Annotated in this window: 19 protein-coding genes and 1 riboswitch; of the genes, 13 read left to right on the top strand and 6 right to left on the bottom strand. The window is 55.9% G+C overall.

Features of this window, described 5'->3' with window-relative positions:
* Window positions 1-53: 53 nt before the first annotated feature.
* Entirely contained in the window at window positions 54-746 is a 693-nt protein-coding gene (locus tag QC823_RS01295) for a hypothetical protein (protein ID WP_309654558.1), read from the bottom strand.
* A 263-nt stretch (window positions 747-1009) separates the two neighbouring features.
* Here QC823_RS01295 and QC823_RS01290 point away from each other — a divergent pair, with 263 nt between their 5' ends.
* The 6 genes from QC823_RS01290 (at window position 1010) to QC823_RS01265 (ending at window position 7969) form a co-directional block, all read left to right on the top strand.
* A complete protein-coding gene (locus QC823_RS01290) occupies window positions 1010-1597 on the top strand; it encodes a peroxidase-related enzyme (RefSeq protein WP_309654557.1) in 588 nt (195 codons plus the stop codon).
* A gap of 78 nt (window positions 1598-1675) precedes the next feature.
* Window positions 1676-1780, top strand: a riboswitch (TPP riboswitch).
* Window positions 1770-3143 (top strand): SLC5/6 family protein, encoded by a 1374-nt coding sequence (locus QC823_RS01285; protein ID WP_309654556.1) that lies wholly within the window; start codon window positions 1770-1772, stop codon window positions 3141-3143. Its footprint overlaps the riboswitch before it by 11 nt.
* Before the next feature lie 76 nt (window positions 3144-3219).
* Window positions 3220-4629, top strand: a complete 1410-nt coding sequence (locus tag QC823_RS01280) for a sensor domain-containing diguanylate cyclase (RefSeq protein ID WP_309654555.1) — start codon at window positions 3220-3222, stop codon at window positions 4627-4629.
* Between the two features lie 22 nt (window positions 4630-4651).
* A complete protein-coding gene (gene corA / locus QC823_RS01275) occupies window positions 4652-5620 on the top strand; it encodes a magnesium/cobalt transporter CorA (RefSeq protein ID WP_309654554.1) in 969 nt (322 codons plus the stop codon).
* A gap of 102 nt (window positions 5621-5722) precedes the next feature.
* Window positions 5723-6895, top strand: a complete 1173-nt coding sequence (locus tag QC823_RS01270; RefSeq protein WP_309654553.1) for an alcohol dehydrogenase catalytic domain-containing protein — start codon at window positions 5723-5725, stop codon at window positions 6893-6895.
* Window positions 6896-6907: 12 nt separating this feature from the next.
* Window positions 6908-7969: a proline racemase family protein gene (locus tag QC823_RS01265; RefSeq protein WP_309654552.1), complete on the top strand. Its 1062-nt coding sequence runs from the start codon at window positions 6908-6910 to the stop codon at window positions 7967-7969.
* On the opposite strand, the gene QC823_RS01260 is transcribed toward QC823_RS01265, so the two are convergent.
* Window positions 7939-8145 (bottom strand): DUF1289 domain-containing protein, encoded by a 207-nt coding sequence (locus QC823_RS01260; protein ID WP_309654551.1) that lies wholly within the window; start codon window positions 8143-8145, stop codon window positions 7939-7941. The two genes, QC823_RS01265 and QC823_RS01260, sit on opposite strands and share 31 nt — an antisense overlap.
* A 265-nt stretch (window positions 8146-8410) precedes the next feature.
* Here QC823_RS01260 and QC823_RS01255 point away from each other — a divergent pair, with 265 nt between their 5' ends.
* The 3 genes from QC823_RS01255 (at window position 8411) to QC823_RS01245 (ending at window position 10493) form a co-directional block, all read left to right on the top strand.
* Entirely contained in the window at window positions 8411-8980 is a 570-nt protein-coding gene (locus tag QC823_RS01255; RefSeq protein WP_309654550.1) for a DJ-1/PfpI family protein, read from the top strand.
* A complete protein-coding gene (locus QC823_RS01250; RefSeq protein ID WP_309654549.1) occupies window positions 8980-9330 on the top strand; it encodes a hypothetical protein in 351 nt (116 codons plus the stop codon). Before QC823_RS01255 ends, QC823_RS01250 begins: the two co-directional genes overlap by 1 nt.
* A 110-nt stretch (window positions 9331-9440) precedes the next feature.
* Window positions 9441-10493, top strand: a complete 1053-nt coding sequence (locus QC823_RS01245; RefSeq protein ID WP_309654548.1) for an NAD(P)-dependent alcohol dehydrogenase — start codon at window positions 9441-9443, stop codon at window positions 10491-10493.
* Between the two features lie 66 nt (window positions 10494-10559).
* Here QC823_RS01245 and QC823_RS01240 read toward each other — a convergent pair whose 3' ends face one another.
* Window positions 10560-11270: a class I SAM-dependent methyltransferase gene (locus QC823_RS01240; RefSeq protein ID WP_309654547.1), complete on the bottom strand. Its 711-nt coding sequence runs from the start codon at window positions 11268-11270 to the stop codon at window positions 10560-10562.
* A 298-nt stretch (window positions 11271-11568) separates the two neighbouring features.
* Between QC823_RS01240 and QC823_RS01235 the strand changes: the two genes are divergently transcribed.
* The 3 genes from QC823_RS01235 to QC823_RS01225 all read left to right on the top strand — a co-directional run bounded on the left by QC823_RS01235 (window position 11569) and on the right by QC823_RS01225 (window position 14752).
* Window positions 11569-13176 (top strand): glutamate synthase-related protein, encoded by a 1608-nt coding sequence (locus QC823_RS01235; protein WP_309654546.1) that lies wholly within the window; start codon window positions 11569-11571, stop codon window positions 13174-13176.
* 114 nt (window positions 13177-13290) lie between these two features.
* Window positions 13291-13917: a hypothetical protein gene (locus QC823_RS01230; protein WP_309654545.1), complete on the top strand. Its 627-nt coding sequence runs from the start codon at window positions 13291-13293 to the stop codon at window positions 13915-13917.
* A 67-nt stretch (window positions 13918-13984) separates the two neighbouring features.
* The gene (locus QC823_RS01225; RefSeq protein WP_309654544.1) at window positions 13985-14752 is read left to right on the top strand and encodes an ADP-ribosylglycohydrolase family protein; all 768 of its coding nucleotides are present in this window, start codon (window positions 13985-13987) and stop codon (window positions 14750-14752) included.
* 42 nt (window positions 14753-14794) lie between these two features.
* On the opposite strand, the gene QC823_RS01220 is transcribed toward QC823_RS01225, so the two are convergent.
* Both QC823_RS01220 and QC823_RS01215 read right to left on the bottom strand, forming a co-directional pair.
* Complete coding sequence (locus QC823_RS01220) at window positions 14795-15727, bottom strand: glycerophosphodiester phosphodiesterase (RefSeq protein WP_309654543.1); 933 nt, start codon at window positions 15725-15727, stop codon at window positions 14795-14797.
* A gap of 205 nt (window positions 15728-15932) precedes the next feature.
* Window positions 15933-16856, bottom strand: coding sequence for a cation diffusion facilitator family transporter (locus QC823_RS01215; protein ID WP_309654542.1), 924 nt, complete (start codon window positions 16854-16856; stop codon window positions 15933-15935).
* 242 nt (window positions 16857-17098) lie between these two features.
* On the opposite strand from QC823_RS01215, the gene QC823_RS01210 reads away from it, so the two are divergent.
* Window positions 17099-18067 (top strand): zinc-binding metallopeptidase family protein, encoded by a 969-nt coding sequence (locus QC823_RS01210; protein ID WP_309654541.1) that lies wholly within the window; start codon window positions 17099-17101, stop codon window positions 18065-18067.
* A gap of 84 nt (window positions 18068-18151) precedes the next feature.
* Here QC823_RS01210 and QC823_RS01205 read toward each other — a convergent pair whose 3' ends face one another.
* Window positions 18152-19336: a thiolase family protein gene (locus QC823_RS01205; RefSeq protein WP_309654540.1), complete on the bottom strand. Its 1185-nt coding sequence runs from the start codon at window positions 19334-19336 to the stop codon at window positions 18152-18154.
* Window positions 19337-19571: the final 235 nt, after the last annotated feature.

Raw genomic sequence — 19571 nt, 5'->3', positions numbered from 1 at the left:
CGTGGTGTTGAATATGTGGTGTTGGATGTGTGGCGCACTATGCAGTGCCGACGTTAAGCGAGCTCAAACAACGGCGCGCTTTCTATCAGCAGGCGCTTCAACGGTTCGAGTTGGCTTTCGTGCAGTATTAAAAGCGTTTTTTCCGTGGCGAAGTGGCGCCCAGGCGGCGTCAAAAAGGCGAATTCTCCCTCTTCGAGGTGAAATTCGTGAATTTCACGCGTGCCTTGGGAGGTGCGGCACTGGCTACTCCGGTAGGCATCATCTTCACCGTATACGAGACGGTGATACATCTTAAACTGGGTATAAAGCGCAAGGCCGCCTTCAAAAGAAGGCCAGCGTGCCGGGCGTGCTTTGGTTTCATCGTCCAGCGGTTGGCCGTCAGCTTTGGCATCGGCCATCGCGTCGTTCAAAGGCTTGGCCAGAAGTGAGCCCGCTGTTTCGGGAAACGCTGTGTTGTTTTTCATCGCGGCGGAAAATTCGTCTGCCGCTTGACGTAAATCGTTGATGTCGCTGAGCGGGTATTCCGCGAATTTAAGGTCGGCAGGTTCACAGCCACCGTTTTCCCAGCCGTGAATTACGCGCAGCGTAAATAGTTCGCGGTGTATGGGGCGAATGGCCAACAGATAGAGCATTACACGGATATGCAGCTGCCGTTCGTGGCTGTCGTTGTCAAATGCGTGGTAGGGGTCGGCAAATAGTTCGTGAAGACGCCCGGGGGTATGTTCCTTCGCTTCGGTATAGCGCATGAGGCTTCCCTATAAACTCACGTTGGCGCAGGTTAGCGCCTTTGTAGCAGATTAAGAGTCGATGTATGACGAATACAAAACTTACCTCAGTATGGCGAGACTCGCGATAGATTAAAAGAGCTAAGCAACTGAATGGCGTGTTTGTCTTGACTTTCATGCGTGAACGTCACTCTCTAACGCGCTACGTTAACGTCATGCCTGTAATGCGTTAATTTAACACCGATATTTCACAACCGTATTTCACAACAATAAAAGGAGTCTTTATGACGTCACCTATTAGCCGTTTTAGCGTTCCGGAATCGCTGGAAGCACTGCCCGAAGACATTCGCGACACCATACTGGCTGTGCAGGAAAAAGCCGGTTTTGTGCCCAATGTGTTTTTGATGCTGGCGCATCGACCGGCCGAGTTTCGCGCCTTCTTTGCGTATCACGATGCGTTAATGGAGCGTGAGTCGGATACCTTAACCAAGGCGGAAAAAGAGATGATTGTGGTGGCGACCAGCGCGCGCAATCGTTGCCTTTATTGCGTCGTCGCTCATGGTGCGTTGGTGCGTATCTACAGTAAAAACCCAGAGCTTGCCGATCAGGTAGCCGTGAACCATCGCACCGCGCCGATTAACGAGCGCCACCGCGTGATGCTCGATTTTGCCATGCATTGTGGCGTGGAGGTCGGCGAGTTAACCGATGCGTGGGAAGAGCGGCTGACGAATGTGGGTTTTACCCGCGAAGACATCTGGGATATTGGCGCCATTACGGCGTTTTTCGGCCTATCGAATCGACTCGTCACCCTTACCGGTACGCCGCCCAACGAAGAGTTTTACCTGATGGGGCGTGTGCCACGGGAAAAATAACGCCGGTACTTCGGCTTTACTGCTCAGGCGAATTGCGTAACCATGCGCAACGCGGATGACCGCAATCACAATTCAATTCACTGTCGCCAGGGGAGCCCATTGGGCTGAGAGCGCACACATTCGTGCTGACCCTGGAACCTGATCCGGTTCGTACCGGCGGAGGAAGTGCGACATGCCTTACCTAACCACTGCGGCGCTAGCCGCGGCGCTTTTCTGTTTTGCTTACCTTGGCCTGCGCGCACGCCGCGCTGACGGCTTGCTAGATGACTACGTCACCGCGCGCAATTCCCAATCGGCGGGAACGTTAGGGCTTTCGTTTTTGGCCTCGGGAATGGGCGCGTGGATTTTGTTTGCGCCGCCGGAAATCGGCGCCTTTGTCGGTCCGGTAGCCCTTGCCGGCTACGCGATTGGCTCGGCGCTGCCGTTTATCGTACTGGGCCTTTACGGCCCCAAAATCCGCCAGGCGTTGCCGCAGGGGCGCAGTATTGCCGAGTTTGCCGAGGCCTGTTATGGGCGCGGCGTGCGGCGCTGGGTGTCGTTGGTGTCGGTGGCCTATATGGCGTGCTTTCTCGCCGCCGAGTTAACCGCTATCGGCGCGATTACCTCGCTTCTATCCGACGTGCCGCCGGCGCTGGTGATCTTGGGCGTGGCCTTAACAACGTTGGCTTATACCGCCGTGGGTGGCCTGCGGGCGAGCCTGGCCACCGATCGCTGGCAAGCGTGGTTGTTAATCGCGCTGTTGTTGATCGTGGGCGGCGTTGCGCTCACGGCGTTGCCTGAATTGCCGCAAACCGCCACGATGCCAAGCGCCCCAATAGGGAGTGCCTTGAGCGTGGCGCTGACTCTGGTGATTGCGGTGACCGCGGCAAACTTGTTTCACCAAGGCTATTGGCAGCGGGTATGGGCTGCTGAAAATAACCAAAGCCTGGGGCGCGGCGCCTGGCTTGGCGGCGGTGCGACGGTGCTGGTGGTGATGCTCATTGGGGGGCTTGGGATGCTCGCCGCGATGAGCGGTGTTGCCCTGGGAGAGCCGCCGATTCCCTTTTTTGCGCTGTTAAGCGAGGCGCCCAGCTGGCTGGCGCTGCCGGCATTGATCCTGGCGGTCACGTTGGTGGCGTCGAGTGTCGATACCCTGCAAAACGGCATCGCCTCATTAGCGGCGGGCAATAGCCGCCAACGCCAGTGGTCGCTGGCGGCGGCGCGGTGGGGCACGGTGGCGCTGATGGTGCCGGTCGTCGTGGTTGCCCTGCAGGGGCTCTCTGTGTTGCGGCTATTTTTGATCGCCGATCTGCTCTGCGCAGCGATCGTGATTCCGGTGCTGCTCGGCTTATGGCGGCGCATGACGCCGCTGGCGGCGGTGGCCGGTGGCGTCGCCGGCATGCTTGGTGCCATTCTTCCTGGTTGGGTAGCGCAAGGTAGCGTAAGCGCTGGGCTGATGGCCGCGAGCTTCCCCAATAGTATCCCCACGCTGCCGCCATTTTTAGGGGCGCTGGTGGCGTCTACACTTGTTAGCGTGTTAATGGCAAAAATGAACCGGGCGCGTTGATAGAAAGTCAGCGTAACGGCAGAAGTGAGGCGTTTAACGCGTTATGCTAGAAAAAATATAAACGTGATTCGCCTCTATGCTTGACTACCCTGTTCCTGCCAATGAAGCCCAGCGCCTGGCTGTGCTTCATCAGCTTAAACTGCTAGATACCCCTGATGACCCGGTGTTTGACCGGGTCACCCGGCTGGTTACCCAACTGCTCAACGTCCCCATTGCGACAGTGACGCTAATTGACGCCGACCGTCAGTGGATTAAATCGCGCGTGGGCACCGACACCCGCGAAACACCGCGAAGCGTGGCGTTTTGTTCGCATACCATCGCTGAGGGCGCCTCCTTGGTAGTGGAAGATGCACGCCAAGATCCGCGCTTTAGTGCCAATCCGTTAGTCGATTGCGAAAATGGTATCCGCTTTTACGCCGGCATACCGCTTATCACGTCTGAGGGCTATGCGCTCGGTTCGCTTTGCGCCGTGGATACGCAACCGCGTCCCCTGTGCGAAGAGGAACTTGCCGCACTGAAAGACTTGACCGGCATCTTGAATGACGAGATTCGCCTGCGCGAGCATTTGACCCAAGAGCAGCAGCGCCGCGCGGCATCACAACGCGAGCTTGACGCGCTGCACAGAAGCTTGGAGGAGCAAATTGAACGGCGCACCCGCGAGCTGAATTTAGTGATTGAATCGGCGTACGATGCCTATATTAGCGCGGATGAAAATTACCGCGTACTGGATTGGAATCGTGCCGCGACGGCGATGTTTGGCTGGTCGCCTCACGAGACGTTAGGGCAGCCGCTGCACGCGTTGATCTTCCCTCAGGGTGTCCCGCCGTACGATGAAACCAAACCCATCGAACTCAACGCGTATCGCCGGGATGGTCTCGAGATGCCGGTTGAGGTGCGAATGAAGTCGCTGCGCATTGAAGGTAAAAAGCGTTATAGCCTCTTTCTTCACGACATTACCGAGCGTCGCCAGCTAGAGCGGATGCGTGATCGGGAAGCCCGCCAGGATGTACTCACGCTCTTGCCTAACCGGCGGGCGTTGGATGAACGGCTGCCCGAGGCAATGGCCCGCGTGCGGCGGCTTAACCAGCCGCTCGCGGCGTTGTTTTTAGACCTGGATGGTTTTAAAGCCGTGAACGACCGTTATGGGCACGCCGCGGGGGATGAGCTGCTGCGAGAAATTGCCAAGCGCCTACGCCACAGCGTGCGCGAAACCGATTATGTCGCACGCTGGGCGGGCGATGAGTTTGTGATGATATTAGAAGGGATGGCGCCCGAGGCGATGCTGGGGCTGGCGGAAAAGCTGATTCAGACCATCGAGACACCGATCCGGGTTGGCGACCTGTCACTTAGTGTCAGCACCAGTATTGGCGTGGCAAGCTACGCCCCGGCGAGCGAGGAAACCGCGCAAGAGTTGTTAAAACGTGCCGACGTCGCCATGTACGACGCCAAGCACGCTGGCAAAGCGCAAGTGAAAGTCGCCGATTAAAGAATGACCAGTAAGGAGACGCATGATACGCGTATTACTCACACTGCCGGATGGCACCACGCAAGAAGGCGATGAAACGCTGATCGCGCGCTTTCGCGAAACCCCTCAAAGCCATGTCTGGATCGACATGCGTGGCGTGGAGCAAACGCAAGAACGGGCATTGCTTGAATCCTTTGAATGCCATCCGCTTGCGATTCAAGATGCCCATAAAGAACGTCATCCGCCGAAGATCGAAGAGTTTGAAACGCACACGCTGATTATCTATCGCGGCATCTCTTCGTTTGATGCTGAGCTTAACTACGTGCCGCAACAGGTGAGCTTTTTCATCGGCGAGCGTTTTTTGATCACCTTGCACGCCGGCGAAGCCCTGAGTATTGAGCGCTTATTCAACGAGGCGGGGGCCGCACTTTTGCGCCAATCGCCCGAGCGAGTCGCGCTGCGCGTGATGTACACCTCGGCCGGGTTTTATATCGATAGCCTATTGCAATTTGAAACCGCATTGAGCGATATCGAAGATGAGCTGCTAGCGGCGGGCAACGACGATCTGATGCGGCGTATTACTGCCTACCGTTCGCGGTTGGTTAAAATGCGCCGCGTGTTTAGCTATCACAAGGGCATCACGCAAGAGCTTACCGCTTACGACTATGCCCATCTGCCCCGCGGCGATAGCGAAACGCTGCACGCCATCACCGATGTGGAAGATCGCTTTGAGCGCCTCTATACCCTTACGCAGATGTATTACGACATTTGCGGTGACTTGGTCGATGGCTACATCTCGATTTCCTCGCACCAGCTTAATATCACCATGCGCGTACTAACGGTAATCACCGCCATTTTTGTGCCGCTGACGTTTATCGCCGGTATTTACGGCATGAACTTTGAATACATGCCCGAGCTTGGCTACCGCTATGGCTATTTCTTTGTTTGGGGTGTCATGCTGGGTATTGGCATCGCGCTCATTTGGATCTTCAAGCGTCAGCGCTGGTTTTAACCTGTTGCGATAAGTGGGGTGATTGCGTGTATGCCCCATGGCGACGCCGCGAAAGTTTGTTATCGTCATGGCTTGATTAACGACAACCAAGAGGAGTCAGCCATGGCAGATAACATCGCTAACCTGCCCACCCGCATGGCCGCTATGGTGCTGACTGGGCACGGTGGCATTGAGAAGCTTGACTACCGCGACGATGTCCCCGTGCCAACGCCAGGGCCTGGCGAAGTGCTGGTACAAGTGACCGCAACCGCCAAGAACAACACCGATCGTAAGGCGCGCGAAGGGCTCTACCCAACCAAAGAGAAAGAGGACGTAACCTCGTTTGCCATGGGCGGCGAGCCGACGCTGACCTTTCCGCGCATTCAAGGCGCGGATATCGCCGGGCGCGTGGTCGCCGTGGGCGAGGGCGTTGCCCCCACGCGGGTGGGCGAGCGTGGCCTTCTGGATTTTAATCTCTACGCGGATGCACGCCGCGATATCAACCTAACGCCGGATTATTACGGCCACGGCGCAGATGGCGGCTTTGCCGAGTACGTTGCGCTGCCGGCGGATCAGTTTTATGCCATTCCTAACCCTGACCTCAGCGACGCCGAACTTGCCGCCATGGGCATGTGCTCGTACCAAACCGCGTACCACATGATGACCGCCGCCAAGGTGAGTACCGGGGAGCGCGTGCTGGTGAGCGGTGCCAGCGGCGGTGTGGGCACGGCGTTGATTCAGCTTTGCCGCGTGGTCGGGGCAATTCCCTACGCGGTGAGCCAGCCCGATAAAGCCGATGCACTGCTTGAACTTGGCGCCGAGGCGGTGATTGACCGCGATGATTTGCCAACGTTCGTGGATCGTGTGCTTAAGGCAACCGCCGGCGCACCGATTGACGCAGTGATGGATTTGGTGGGCGGTGAGATGACGAACCTCTTTATTGACACCATGATTCAGGACATGAACGCGCGCACCACCTACCCGCGCCTCTCGATTGCCGGTGCCAGCGGCGGCAACGTCAGCGAGATGATGTGGACGCGGATTTACCTGTATCAAGTGCAGATTTTCGGCGTCTCACACGGCACCCGTGAAGAGGCCGAACAGTTGATGGAGTGGATTCGCAGTGGTGAGCTTAAGCCGGTGCTCCACGCCGCGTTTAAGCTTTCTGAGCTGCACGAAGCCGAACGCTACTTCGTCAATCGCGACAGTAACTACCTAGGCAAAATTGTGATCGTTCCGGATAGCCAGTGGGATACCCACGGCGCCCCGTTTGCCCTAAATCCTTCTAACAATTAAGTGAGCCGCCGCATGAATACCATCCATACCATCCAACTAATGGACACCCACGCGGGCGGCGATGTGAGCCGGATTGTCACCGGCGGCATCGATTTACTGCCGGGCGCCACGGTGCGCGAGCAGATGGAGTACCTGCGCGACGACGCCGATGGCCTGCGCGAGCTGCTCTTAACCGAGCCTTACGGCATTGCGGAAATGTCGGTGGATTTGTTGGTGCCGCCCTGCGATCCGCAAGCGGTCGCGGGCTACATCATCATGGAGGTCATGGGCTACCCGATTTACTCTGGTTCCAACACGCTATGTACCGCCACGGCTGTGCTGGAAAGTGGCATCGTGGCCAAACAAGAGGGCGTGCAGCACTTTAAGCTCGAAGCGCCGGCGGGGCTGGTAAATATCGAAGCGACGGTGAAAAACGGCGTGGTGGAGGCGGTGACTTGCGAAGGGCTGCCCAGCTACATTGATACGTATCGCGCCACTATCAACGTGCCCGATATCGGTGAAGTCACCTATTCCATCGCCTACAGCGGCGGTTTTTACGCATTGGTCGAGGCCGAGGCGCTAGGCTTTAAGTTGGTCCGCGAAGAAGAGCGCGCATTGGCTGACTGCGCGTATAAAATCGTGGAGGCGATTAAAGCCGAACGGGGGTTCTCCCACTACACCTTAGGCGATGTCGGGCCACTGCCGTTTCTGCACTTTATGGGCCCGGAAGAACGCATCGCTGAAGGCTATGTGCGTTCGCGTTCCACCACCTACGTTCATCCTGGCGTTATTTGCCGCAGCACCACCGGCACCGGCACCTCGGCGCGGCTAGCCTTGATGCATTATGAAGGGCGGCTTGCGCTTGGCGATAAGCTGGAAACCGTCTCGCTACGCGAAACCGGCTTTATTGGCACCTTTACCGGCACTCATACAGAGGGGGCTTATCAGGTAGTGGAAAATACCATCACCGGGCGCAGTTACGTGCTGGCAAAATCCGATATCGTGATCAACTGCGGCGATCCGCTGGTCTATTGCGGCAACCTTCACCACATCTTAAGCGACCGTCATTCCTTCATGGCTGAGAGTGGCCAGTAACCTTGCGCTTCTAATCGATTCCACACCGGAGCCTTTTCCGTCTCGGTCATGTGGCCCCAACCGGCAATCTCGTCTAGCGTGCGTCCACAGCCCTTGCAAGTCTGTGTGTTATTTTCGATGCGACAAACCTGTATGCACGGTGACAGTGGGCGTTGGCTAGGAGCATTTTTTGTCATGGCTGAGCACTTTTAATAGCAGAATGAAAGGGCGAGGCGCTTGTGAGTTCAGCGCAAAAGGCTAGCATATTGTGACGTGGTTTGTGCTTTGATGTCTCTGCGGTGTCGCTTTTCGTGTTCAACACGTTTCATTTGCTGCCTGAAGGCGGCAATCTTGGCTTTTCTATTTCATCTTTCTACTACACTCATCCTTGCAGTTGCCACAGATTGCAGTTGCCACTAATCCAGCAGTATTTTTCACTGCTTAACGGCGAGGAGTACCGACATGAGCGGCAAGCGTATCCTAATGATTACCGGTGACTTTACCGAAGATTACGAAACCATGGTGCCCTTCCAAGCATTGATGGCGGTAGGTCACCAGGTTGATGCCGTGTGCCCGGATAAAAAAGCGGGTGATAGCGTTGCCACCGCGATTCATGATTTTGAAGGCGACCAAACGTATACCGAAAAACCGGGTCACCGTTTTGCACTAACCGCTGATTTTGCAAGCATTAATCCTGCCGATTACGATGCTTTGGTCCTGCCAGGAGGCCGCGCGCCGGAATACCTGCGTTTAAATAAAGAAGTGCTAACAATGATTCAGCACTTTTTTGAAGCAAATAAGCCCGTAGCGGCGATCTGTCATGCCGCGCAGCTACTCGCTGCCGCCAAGGTGTTGGAGGGCAAGCAGTGCTCGGCTTACCCGGCGTGTCAGCCGGAAGTCGAGCTGGCGGGAGGACGCTTTGCGGACCTGGAAGTGACCGATGCCGTCACCGACGGTAACCTTGTCACCGCACCGGCTTGGCCTGCTCACCCCGCGTGGTTGGCACAGTTTATGGCCTTGCTGGATCGTTAATGACGCAGCGCGATACGAACGCAGACATCGCACCCGAGGTGCGCGCACTGCTGGTGAATACACCTGATGACGCATTACCCATGACTTACCAGCAAGTGGCCCATGCGCTTGGGCTTGCGCCACCGCGCACTATTCAGCGCGTTGCCCAAGCGCTTGAGCAGCTCATGGCGGAGGATGTCGCCGCCGAGCGGCCGATGATCGCCGCGCTGGTGGTTAGCCGTCGAGGTGAGAACCTGCCCGCCATCGGCTTTTTCGAGCGAGCGGTGGCCTTGGGCCGTTTCCCCGCCGATACCTGCCAGCACAAAGCATTATATATCGTTGAACTTGAGCGGGCACTTAGGTGTCGGTGATGACGAGACAGGCACTAATGTCAGGTACTAATGACAGGTACTGACAACACATACTGGGCACATTATTTTTTTTGAATGAATATGTTATCGCCCAATGAATGGAGAACTAGATGAGTGAAGTGAATGCATATGCAGCCCACGCCGACGATAAGCCGCTTGAACCGCTAACGATTGATCGCCGTTCGCCGCGCCCCGATGATGTTGCGATTGAGATTCTTTACTGCGGCGTGTGCCACAGTGATTTGCACTTTGCCAAAAACGATTGGGGGCTGACGCGTTACCCTGTTGTGCCCGGCCATGAGATTGTTGGCCGTGTTACCAGCGTTGGTGATGACGTCACGCGTTTTAAGGTTGGCGATGTTGTTGGTGTTGGCTGCATGGTCGATTCGTGCCGCACTTGCTCGGCCTGCCAGGATGATGTGGAGCAGTACTGCTTAAACGGCTTCACCATGACCTACGGCAGCGATGATCGCCAAGATGGCACCATGACCCAAGGTGGCTATGCTGAATCGATTGTGGTCAGCGAGCCCTTTGTGCTGACCATGCCGGAAGGCATCGACCTGCCGTCGGCCGCGCCGATTCTTTGTGCCGGTATCACCACGTACTCACCGCTTCGCCACTATGGCGTGAAAAAAGGCCACAAGGTCGGCGTCATCGGCATGGGCGGCCTTGGCCACATGGGCGTGAAACTGGCCAAAGCGCTGGGGGCAGAGGTGACGGTATTTACTCGCTCTGACGCGAAAGTCGAAGAAGCCAAGCGCCACGGCGCTGACCACGTCGTCGTCTCATCCGACGAAGCACAAATGAAAGCGGTGGCAGAAACGTACGATTTCATGCTCGATACCGTGCCGGTACAGCACGATATCAATCCTTATCTTGCTACTCTCAAGTACGACGGCACCCACATCATGGTCGGGTTGATGGACCCCATTGAACCGGCGGTTCAAGGTGCCAACCTGATCTTTAAGCGCCGTGTGTTGGCGGGTTCGTTGATTGGCGGCATCGCCGAGACGCAAGAGCTTTTAGATTTCTGCGCCGAGCACAACATCACCTGCGATGTGGAAATGATCGATATGCAGAACATCAACGAGGCGTTTGAGCGCATGAAAAAAGGGGATGTTCACTACCGCTTTGTGATCGACATGAAGTCGCTGAAAAACTAGCCGCGACGCGGTAGAGCTTGAAGATAACGCCATCGAGACTTTCTCGGTGGCGTTTTACCTTACCGGTTACACGTGCGCGCTGACTCTGAGGTAGACGTAATCCGCCGTCCAGTGGTCATAGCTATCGCGCAGGCTGTAGCCCAATGTTAATAACGCATTGTCGATAATCGTAAAGCGCAGGTCTTCATCAAGGCCGTGCAAAAATGGCTCAGCAAACTGCGTTAGCCAGCGTTCCATCCCCGGGGGTAGCGTCTTCGGGGAGGGTTCTAGCACAATACTTTTGACCTTAAACCCAACGGTTTCCAAGACATGCCGGTATTCATCTGGCGAGGGGAAATACCAAGGGTAACGCCCGTGAGTGCTAATGCCACGAAACTGCAATGCAGCGATCAGCGCCGTGCAAATCGCGGCGGTATTGCCGTGCCCACCAAACTCCGCCACAAAACGCCCGCCGGGCGTTAGCGCCCGCTTAATGCCAGCCAATACCGCTTGCGGGTCCAGCATCCAGTGCAGCAAACCACAGCTAAACACCGCATCAAACTCGTGATCGAAGGGCATTTGGTAGGCATCCATGACGCGGGCATCCACCCCGCGCGCTTGCGCGGCCTCAACTCGCGCTTTTGCGGTATCGACGCCTACTACTTCAGCGCCGCATTTGGCTAATTGCGCTATCAGATCACCATCACCGCAACCCAACATCAAAATGCGCTCGCCGGGTTGAGGGGCCAGTAGGCTAAGCGCTTCATGGCCGTAAATAGCGTGAGCAGACGTGGTCATAAAGCCCCCTTAGCGCGACAGGCGCGGTAATGGTATGTGTCTTTTTCAGTATAGTGCGGTGCTGCCGTGCTCGGAACCTTGCTTATCCTAATGGCTCAACGTCTTGCCTTCGACAAGCTTCCTTCGACAGGCTCAGGATGAGCGGTTATTACCCGCTTGCGCGTCAACGACAAGCAGCAATAGACACTCGCTATGACCGCGTTTGGTACGTTTTTGACGCTTAACTGCTAGGCTGAAAGCATAAAGTGGTAACAACTGATATTTAAGACTGAAACATGTTAACAAGAGGACGTAAGCAATGAGCCAACCTGTCGTGGCGGAAATTTCGCCTATTGGTGTCGAGCTAAAAAAAGGTAAAGAGTACTACTTTTGTACCTGTGGGCGTTCAAGCGGCCAGCCTTTCTGTGATGGCTCCCACGCTGACACTGGTTTCACGCCGCAAGCGTTTACGGCTGAAGGAACCGGCGAAGCGTTTCTTTGTCGCTGCAAACATACCAAAAATCCGCCTTATTGCGATGGTTCGCATGCTCAGTTTGATAACGATGATATCGGTCAAGAAGGCCCCATTTCACGCGAAAACGAAGGTTCAGACGACAACGAAGGTTCAGGTGATAGCAACGACAGCAAATCGGATAACACCCCACCCACCGCTAAAAATACCACCGAAGAACCCACGGTTGAGTTTATTCATCAGCTGGCCAAAGAAGGGTTGTCAAAGACCGGCTCCCACGGCCCAGTCGATGCGATGGGGGTACCCGGCCACACCTTACCTCAGTGGGATGACATACAGTTGATGACCGCCCAGCTGGCGACCAAGCCATTGATGGAGGATGCCGAGGTCTCGACTGAGCTGGTCATTGGCCCTGAGGCAAAGAAGCCACTGACGCTGAAAACGCCATTGATGGTGTCTGACATGAGCTTTGGCGCGCTGTCGCAAGAAGCCAAAGTGGCCCTGGCCAAAGGTGCCGATATGGCGGGCACGGGCATTTGCTCAGGTGAAGGGGGCATGCTGCCCGAAGAGCAGGCAGAAAATTCACGCTATTTTTACGAGCTTGCCAGCGCTAAATTTGGCTACGATGAAGCGCTTTTAGCGCACGTTCAAGCCTTTCATTTTAAAGCCGGCCAAGCAGCTAAAACCGGCACCGGTGGGCACCTCCCCGCGAACAAAAACACCGCTAAAATTGCTCAGGTGCGCAATCTGGAGGAGGGCACCGCGGCCAACTCACCGCCCGCCTTTGAAGACCTTTCCAGCGTGGAGGATTTCCAACGCTTTGCCGGGCATGTCCGCGAGCTAACAGGCGGTATTCCAGTAGGCTTTAAACTCAGCGCCAACCATATCGAGCGGGATATTCAGTTTGCCCTTGATGCGGGTGCGGATTACCTGATTCTAGATGGGCGTGGCGGCGGTACTGGGGCGGCTCCGACGATGTTTCGAGATCACATCAGCGTACCCACTATTCCTGCGCTGGCCCGTGCGCGGCGCTATTTGGATCAACACAATGCCAGTGGCCGCGTCACGCTGATTGTCACCGGCGGGCTGCGCGTGCCGATGGATTACGTCAAAGCCCTGGCACTGGGTGCCGACGGTATTGCCCTGGCCAACAGTGCCATTCAAGCCATAGGGTGCGTGGGCGCGCGGATGTGCCATACCAACCTTTGTCCGGCAGGTATTGCCACTCAAGATGAAACGTTGCGTAAGCGTTTGGACGTCGACGCGGCGTCAAAGCGGCTTTATACCTTCTTGAATGCCTCCACCGAGCTCATGCAGGTGATGGCACGCGCCTGCGGCCATTCCTCGTTAAGCGCGTTTAACTTGGACGACCTCGCCACGTGGAATCGAGAAATGGCGGACTTATCCGGTGTTAGTTTCGCAGGGGTTAATTTCGCTGGCATGCCCCAGCATTGAGCGTAGGTCTGAGGCCTGAAGGCACGCTTGGGTGGATTGGCTATACTCCGAGGAACAAGATGTCTGCATAACGACAGTCATAACAACAATGATAACGATGCTCAGGAGAACTCTATGACCCTCAAGCGTGCCTACTGCCTTTTGGCAGCGTTTTACAGCTTATTGCTGGTAATCGGCATTATCGCGGTGCTCATGGGCGGCGGCACACCGCTGGCGGCGGTGTATTTGGTCGTCGGTTTTGTTGCCGTGCTGGGTTTGTGGGGAGTCAGTCTTCAGCGCGGGGTGATGAACCCGAGAATGTGGCGCCCGCTGGCTATTATCTTGGCAGTGGGTGGCGGCGTGCAGTTGGTGATCATCGTAATGGTGCCGGTATCGAACGTGGTCCTTACCTGGATGCTGCTCAGCAGCATTTTTGCTCTATTGCTGGCCATAATGCTCTACCACTACGGTAACCGTGATCAGCCGTTATGGGCCACGGAAGAAGAGCGAAGCACCGCCAACCGGCTGCGCAGCATGTTCCAGCAGCAAGCCGCGCTCACCGCCGTTCACCAAGAAGGTGGGCGCGAAAATCACGCCAATGTGTTTAAAGTGGGTGATGAATACGAGGCCACCATTACCCGCCACTCGCCGAAAGGCCAGGAAGCCTTTAGCGAACGCTTCCACCATCTTGAATCACTGGTGTTTTTTCTGGAAAAATTTGCCAGCATTTCAATTAACGATTTTCAGCGGCCCGCTACCTAGCCGAATGTGAACAGCCGAGCAGAGCATGCTGTTCTGCGGCGCCGCGTACCGACTAGCGGAGGAACCGATGATTGGCGCGATAGCAGGTGATATGGTCGGTTCGGTGTATGAACACCAGCCGATCAAAATCAAAGACTTTCCGTTGTTTTCGCCACGCTCGTGCTTTACGGATGACAGCGTGCTCACCGTGGCGGTTGCCAGTGCGATTCTCAATAAAACGCCTTACGCAGAAACCGTTCGGCAAATAGGGTGTCAGTACCCCAACGCGGGGTATGGAGGTTCGTTTATCCAATGGCTGGCTGGTCCAAGCGCAGGGCCGTATCACAGCTGGGGAAATGGGGCCGCCATGCGTGTCAGCCCCGTCGGCTTTGCTTTTACAACGGAGACCGACGTTCTCGCTCAAGCCCAAGCGACCGCTGAGATCACCCATAATCACCCCGAAGGGATAAAAGGCGCACAAGCCACGGCGCTTGCGGTGTTTTTAGCGCGTACGGGTGCAGACAAACGCACGATACGCGAGGCCATTGTCGAGCGGTTTGATTACGATCTTGCGCGTACGCTAGAGGAGATTCGCCCTAGTTACCGCTTTGATGTTTCTTGCCAGGGCAGCGTGCCCGAAGCCATCATCGCCTTTTTAGAAGCGGACTCTTACGAAGATGCCGTGCGCAATGCGGTATCGCTCGGCGGCGATAGCGACACCCAAGCCTGTATTGCCGGGGGCATTGCTGAAGCCTTTTATGGCGGCGTGCCAGATGATATCCGCACGGAAGTGGAGCAACGCTTAACGCCGGATTTATGGGCGGTTACCGATACCTTTTGTCAGCAGTATCGATAACCGCCCAATAATAGTGGGTGGTCAACTTAGATGGGTACAGCGTTACTCCACTACCTCCAGCAAACGGTCAGGATAGTTGGTGAAAATACCGTCGACGCCCCAATCTAACAGGCGTTGCATTTCCTCGCGCTCATTGACGGTATAGACATGCACCGGCAAGCCGTTATCCTGTGCCTGGCGTATAAAGTCGACGTTGATCACGTCTTCGCCATCGTAAGTGACATTGGTGCCGATACCCGCTGCGTAGTCAGCAACCGCTTGGAAGTCCGCATCGGTGATCTCGCCCGGCCCTGGGGTAACGCCCGTCCATTCCAGTAGGCGCGAGTCGTCTTCTTCATCAGGGTAATACCACACCAGCTGGATCAACGGCACGTTTTCATTAAGCTCACGCATCTTGAGCAAGCTGTCCTGCTCGAAGGACTGCACCAACACGCGGCCGCTTTCGATCATGTCGTGCGCTTCCAGCGTTTCCACCAGCGCTTCTTCCAAACCGGGGTTGATTGAGGGCGATTTGGTTTCTAGGTAGTAGCGGGCTTCATGGCCAAAGCGCTGGAAGACCTCATCAAGGGTCAATATCTCGGCGCCTTCAAAGGCCGTCTCGGCTTGATCAGGGTGTGCTTCGTTGAACCACGTGCCAGCATCCAGCGCTTTCAGCGCTTCAAGCGTATGGTCGTTAATCTTGCCTTCGCCACTGCTGGTGCGGCTGATTTCGTCATCGTGAAACGCGACCAGCTCGCCATCAGCGGTGATTTGAACGTCTAGCTCCAAGTAATCGGCACCCATTTCATGGGCTAGCTCCAATGCCGCCATGCTGCTTTCCGGCGCGTGGCCGCTGGCGCCGCGGTGGGCGATGACTTGAAAGCGCTGAAGCTCGGCAAGTTGTTCTTCAAGTGCGGGAGTGCTCGCGTGGCTAACAGCGGGAAGGGTAGCGGCAGTCAATAGTGCAACGGGGATCGTAAGCGTGAACTGTTTCATTAAAACTCCAATGATCAGGGTGAATGATTTTATTGAACATCTGTTCAATAAGGGTACACGCGATACGTCGTTATGCAAGTAAGTGCTTTTATACGAAACCTATATAACGTTTCACCAGGTGGGTTGAGGGCCTAAGCGTCACTGGCAAAATAGTGTAATGCGTTGTTCCACGTTGGTTGAGGAAATTTTACACGCATGTCATTAGTCAAGCTGATTCATGCCCATAAAGGCTGGCATTCTTGTGAATGCGGTCAATATGCTCAAATTCCAAACTTGAGTGGGAAATGCCGAAGTGCTCTTTAAGTCGTTTTTTTATATCGGCTTTGATCATCTCAAGCTGCTGCCAGCCGGATTCCGTGACCACTACGTGGCAATCAAGTGCGACGGTATTTTCTTCCATCTGCCATAAATGAACGTGATGCACTTCTATAACGCCTTCAGCGTCACACATTGCGTTAATGACGCTTTGCCCGTCTATATCGGGCGGAGAGCCCAACATCAGTGTACGGATCGGGCCGCCGATCTCAGAAAAGGCAAGATAGAGAATATAGACAGCAATGCCGATCGTAATCGCCGGGTCTACCCAGCGCATGTCGTATAACAGGATGAGGGAGCCGCCAATGATCACCGCGACAGAAGCAAGCGCATCAGAGAGATTGTGCAGAAAAAGAGCACGGATATTGACGCTATCTTTTTGCATTGACCACGTGAGTAGCGCCGTGAGGGCATCGACTGCAAGGGCAACGCCGCCAATAATCACGATCATCCAGCCCTGAATTTCGGGTGGGTCGATCATGCGCATGGCACCTTCATAAATCAGATAGGCGCCGACAAGAATCAGCGTGGTGTAGTTAACCAGTGCCGCCACAATTTCGATTCGACCATAGCCAAACGTCATCTGGGCGTCTGCCGGTCTCCTCGCTATCTTGCGGGCCGCAAACGCAATGACAAGCGCGGCCATGTCAGAAAAATTATGCAGCGCATCCGCGATGAGCGAAAGGCTTCCCGCTAAAATGCCGCCGATAATCTGGGCAATGGTCAATAACCCGTTGGCCCAGATGGAGATCGTCACGCGTCGATCACCGGAGGCAGGATCAATATGATGGTGGTGACCATGATGCTGTCCCATATGGCTATCCTCACTTTTTGGCTAAAAGTCGCAAAGGTTGATGTAAACACGGCAGCATTAACGTTCAATGATGACTTTCAGCTCCCGTTGATGGCGACCAAACGCTTAATAAAAACGCCTCTGCATATTGACAGTTTTACCTCGGCTTAGGCGAGTGACCAGTTTAGCATCGTCTAAACTCCTAGACTTTGCATGGTGGCTTCACCCACACTGAGATGACATCTCCCTTTAGGGCTTAACTCATGCGCGTTTTTTCCAATCCTGTCGGCTCTGGTTCACTCTGGTTTGATAACCTGATAACCGCCGATGGCACCCCGGTTGCTTACGATCCGCAGGCGCGGGCGTTTTTGCCTATGCCGCCTTTTTGTGCCAACAGAGAGGTGATCGGGTGTAACTGGATCGCGCCCAAACAGGGCGCTTTTTGCCGCTCTTGTGCCATGACGGCGCTGGCTCCTGATCCTTCGATTCCAAATGCTATCCCCAACTGGACGCAAACAGAAGCCGCCAAGCGCTGGGTCATCGATAATCTCGGCCGCTGGAACTGGTTTCGGCCTGAAGACCCTGGTGCTCCACCGGTGTTTCATATGCTTGCCGAAGGGGTCACGCCAGTTCCCATGGGGCATGTGGGCGGTGTGGTGACGATCAGCGTGGCCGAGGCCGACCCGGTGCTAAGCACGACTCGCCGCGAGGCGCTGGAAGAGCCTTATCGCACCATGATTGGGCATATGCGTCATGAAATTTCGCATATGCTGTGGTGGCGTTTAAGCCTGCGGGATGACTTTTTAGATGCCTTCCGTGAGATGTTCGGCGATGAGCGTGAGGATTATCCGGCGGCACTTCAGCGGTATTACCAAGATGGCCCCCCGTCAGATTGGCGCCAGCGATTCATGACGACCTATGCCTCTGCGCACCCACATGAAGACTTTGCCGAAACCGCGTCGCATCTGCTGCACTTAACGGATATCACCGATAGTTTTGTGTCGTCTGGGATGACCTCACCTGCGTTACCGAATAGCTACGGCTGGGATGCCTACGCTGAGCCGGATGCCGAACGATTGATTCATATCGCCGCATCGCTGGTGGCTGGCGTCAACCATGTCAACCGCTCCATGGGGCTGGCGGACCTTTACCCCTTTGTGCTATCCGACATGGCGATGCGCAAACTGGCCTTTGTGCATGACTGGCTGCGCCGAGGGGCACAAGGGCTTTAACAAGGACGTTATCAAGGAGTTTCACTAGAACGCTAAGGAGCTAGCCGCTGACACCTTACTTCGTGTCAGCGGCCGCTTACTAGATCAAAGTGTTTCCAGCGCTAGCGCGATGCCCTGGCCGCCGCCGATGCATAGCGTCACGATACCGCGATGTTCGCCATTGCGCTGCATGGCATGCAGTAGGCGGGTAGTGAGCACCGCCCCGCTCGCGCCAATAGGATGACCGTGGGCGATGGCGCCGCCTTCCATGTTAACAATGTCTTCTGGCAAGCCCAGTTCGCGCTGGCAAGCTAGGGCAATCGCTGCGAAGGCCTCGTTGATCTCCACCCGGTCCAGATCGCCAACTGACCAGCCGGCACGTTCAAGCGCCTGCTTAACGGCCGGTACCGGGCCGATGCCGAAGTAGTCAGGGTCCACGGCGCCGATACCAACCGCCACCAGGCGAGCGACAGGAGCTAAGCCTTGCTGTTCGGCCCATTCCCGCTCGGCAACGATCATCGCCGCCGCACCACTATTGAGGCCGGGAGCGTTGCCAGCGGTGATGGTGCCGTCTTTGCGGAAGGCGGGTTTGAGCTTCGCCAAAGACTCTGCCGTGGTATCGCCGCGGTTATGTTCGTCACGCGCAAACGTGGTGGTCCCTTTGCGGCTAGTGAGCTCTACGCCGGCGATCTCAGCGTCGAAATAGCCAGCCTCCTGGGCCTTGGAGAAGCGCTGCTGCGAGCGTAGCGCCCAGGCGTCTTGGTCGTCGCGGGAAATGCTATAACGAGTTACCAAATCCTCCGTGTGCCAGCCGGAGTGTTTACCGCTGAAGGCGTCGTTTAAGCCGTCAAGCAGCATGGTATCGTACATGGTCACGTCACCCATGCGTGCGCCCCAACGGCCCTGAGGCAGCACATAAGGCGCACGATCCATATTTTCCATGCCGCCAGCGATGGCGCAATCGGCCATGCCGCTCCAAATCTCCATGGCGGCACTGGCCACAGCTTGAGCGCCGGAACCGCATACCCGGTTTACGGTCAGCGCTGGCACTCCCACCGGCAGCCCGCCACCAATACCGGCCTGACGGCCCGAGTTCATGCGACAACCCGCTTGGATAACGTGCCCCATTATCAACGATTGCACCTTATCGGCAGCAAGCCCGGAACGGGCAAGGGTTTCTTGAATAACCCGCGCGCCGAGCTCCGTGGCGGGGGTGTCTTTGAGGCTGCCGGCGTAGGTGCCGATGGCGGTGCGAACAGGATGGCAAATGACAACGTCACGAGATGACATAGCTAACTCCTCGGTTGGATAGTAAAGCGGTATTCATGGGTATGCCCTAATATGCATAGATCCATATGTAGTGTAGTCATCACACGGATTAAGGCCAAAAATAAGAGCTGTGTTGAAAACAGTTTTTTAAGAACGATGTTTTAACCCGCCTCATTCATCGCGGCAGTGGTAGGGCCATTATTTAGCGCTTTACGTCTGCATGGTGGGCGCGTTGAGGCTATCGAACGACGTATCG

The sequence above is a fragment of the Vreelandella vilamensis genome (assembly GCF_031451755.1).
In the GTDB taxonomy this organism is placed as follows: Bacteria; Pseudomonadota; Gammaproteobacteria; order Pseudomonadales; family Halomonadaceae; genus Vreelandella; species Vreelandella vilamensis.
The sequence above is the reverse complement of the archived record's forward strand: the minus strand, read 5'-3'. Positions and strand labels throughout refer to the sequence as shown.

What these genes read in the sequence shown, in the direction of transcription:
- QC823_RS01295 (WP_309654558.1), bottom strand. Translation starts at nt 746, where the DNA reads ATGCGCTATACCGAAGCGAAGGAACATACCCCCGGGCGTCTTCACGAA.
- QC823_RS01290 (WP_309654557.1), top strand. Translation starts at nt 1,010, where the DNA reads ATGACGTCACCTATTAGCCGTTTTAGCGTTCCGGAATCGCTGGAAGCA.
- QC823_RS01285 (WP_309654556.1), top strand. Translation starts at nt 1,770, where the DNA reads ATGCCTTACCTAACCACTGCGGCGCTAGCCGCGGCGCTTTTCTGTTTT.
- QC823_RS01280 (WP_309654555.1), top strand. Translation starts at nt 3,220, where the DNA reads ATGCTTGACTACCCTGTTCCTGCCAATGAAGCCCAGCGCCTGGCTGTG.
- corA (WP_309654554.1), top strand. Translation starts at nt 4,652, where the DNA reads ATGATACGCGTATTACTCACACTGCCGGATGGCACCACGCAAGAAGGC.
- QC823_RS01270 (WP_309654553.1), top strand. Translation starts at nt 5,723, where the DNA reads ATGGCAGATAACATCGCTAACCTGCCCACCCGCATGGCCGCTATGGTG.
- QC823_RS01265 (WP_309654552.1), top strand. Translation starts at nt 6,908, where the DNA reads ATGAATACCATCCATACCATCCAACTAATGGACACCCACGCGGGCGGC.
- QC823_RS01260 (WP_309654551.1), bottom strand. Translation starts at nt 8,145, where the DNA reads ATGACAAAAAATGCTCCTAGCCAACGCCCACTGTCACCGTGCATACAG.
- QC823_RS01255 (WP_309654550.1), top strand. Translation starts at nt 8,411, where the DNA reads ATGAGCGGCAAGCGTATCCTAATGATTACCGGTGACTTTACCGAAGAT.
- QC823_RS01250 (WP_309654549.1), top strand. Translation starts at nt 8,980, where the DNA reads ATGACGCAGCGCGATACGAACGCAGACATCGCACCCGAGGTGCGCGCA.
- QC823_RS01245 (WP_309654548.1), top strand. Translation starts at nt 9,441, where the DNA reads ATGAGTGAAGTGAATGCATATGCAGCCCACGCCGACGATAAGCCGCTT.
- QC823_RS01240 (WP_309654547.1), bottom strand. Translation starts at nt 11,270, where the DNA reads ATGACCACGTCTGCTCACGCTATTTACGGCCATGAAGCGCTTAGCCTA.
- QC823_RS01235 (WP_309654546.1), top strand. Translation starts at nt 11,569, where the DNA reads ATGAGCCAACCTGTCGTGGCGGAAATTTCGCCTATTGGTGTCGAGCTA.
- QC823_RS01230 (WP_309654545.1), top strand. Translation starts at nt 13,291, where the DNA reads ATGACCCTCAAGCGTGCCTACTGCCTTTTGGCAGCGTTTTACAGCTTA.
- QC823_RS01225 (WP_309654544.1), top strand. Translation starts at nt 13,985, where the DNA reads ATGATTGGCGCGATAGCAGGTGATATGGTCGGTTCGGTGTATGAACAC.
- QC823_RS01220 (WP_309654543.1), bottom strand. Translation starts at nt 15,727, where the DNA reads ATGAAACAGTTCACGCTTACGATCCCCGTTGCACTATTGACTGCCGCT.
- QC823_RS01215 (WP_309654542.1), bottom strand. Translation starts at nt 16,856, where the DNA reads ATGGGACAGCATCATGGTCACCACCATCATATTGATCCTGCCTCCGGT.
- QC823_RS01210 (WP_309654541.1), top strand. Translation starts at nt 17,099, where the DNA reads ATGCGCGTTTTTTCCAATCCTGTCGGCTCTGGTTCACTCTGGTTTGAT.
- QC823_RS01205 (WP_309654540.1), bottom strand. Translation starts at nt 19,336, where the DNA reads ATGTCATCTCGTGACGTTGTCATTTGCCATCCTGTTCGCACCGCCATC.